General features: G+C 53.1%; 3 tRNA genes. All 3 read right to left on the bottom strand.

The annotated features are described in order from the left end of the window. Positions 1-2 precede the first annotated feature (2 nt). Positions 3-78 (bottom strand) — tRNA-Val (locus tag E5A76_RS12305). Between the two features lie 29 nt (positions 79-107). Further along, a tRNA-Lys gene (locus E5A76_RS12300) sits at positions 108-183 on the bottom strand. A gap of 21 nt (positions 184-204) precedes the next feature. Further along, positions 205-280, bottom strand: a tRNA-Glu gene (locus tag E5A76_RS12295). Between the last annotated feature and the right edge of the window lie 14 nt (positions 281-294).

The raw sequence follows: 294 nt of genomic DNA, 5'->3' as shown, positions 1-294 counted from the left end.
AGTGGTGGGCGATACCGGGCTCGAACCAGTGACCCCCTCCTTGTAAGGGAGGTGCTCTCCCAACTGAGCTAATCGCCCTCCGATGTTTTACATCTTCGAGGAGAAGATGGTGGGTCGTGCAGGATTCGAACCTGCGACCAATTGATTAAAAGTCAACTGCTCTACCAACTGAGCTAACGACCCAATTTTCACTTCAAAGAGAAGTGGCGTCCCGTAGGGGAGTCGAACCCCTGTTACCGCCGTGAAAGGGCGGTGTCCTAGGCCTCTAGACGAACGGGACAATGTTCATACTTA

Source organism: Photobacterium lucens (assembly GCF_009873615.1).
GTDB lineage: Bacteria > Pseudomonadota > Gammaproteobacteria > Enterobacterales > Vibrionaceae > Photobacterium > Photobacterium lucens.
The sequence above is the reverse complement of the archived record's forward strand: the minus strand, read 5'-3'. Positions and strand labels throughout refer to the sequence as shown.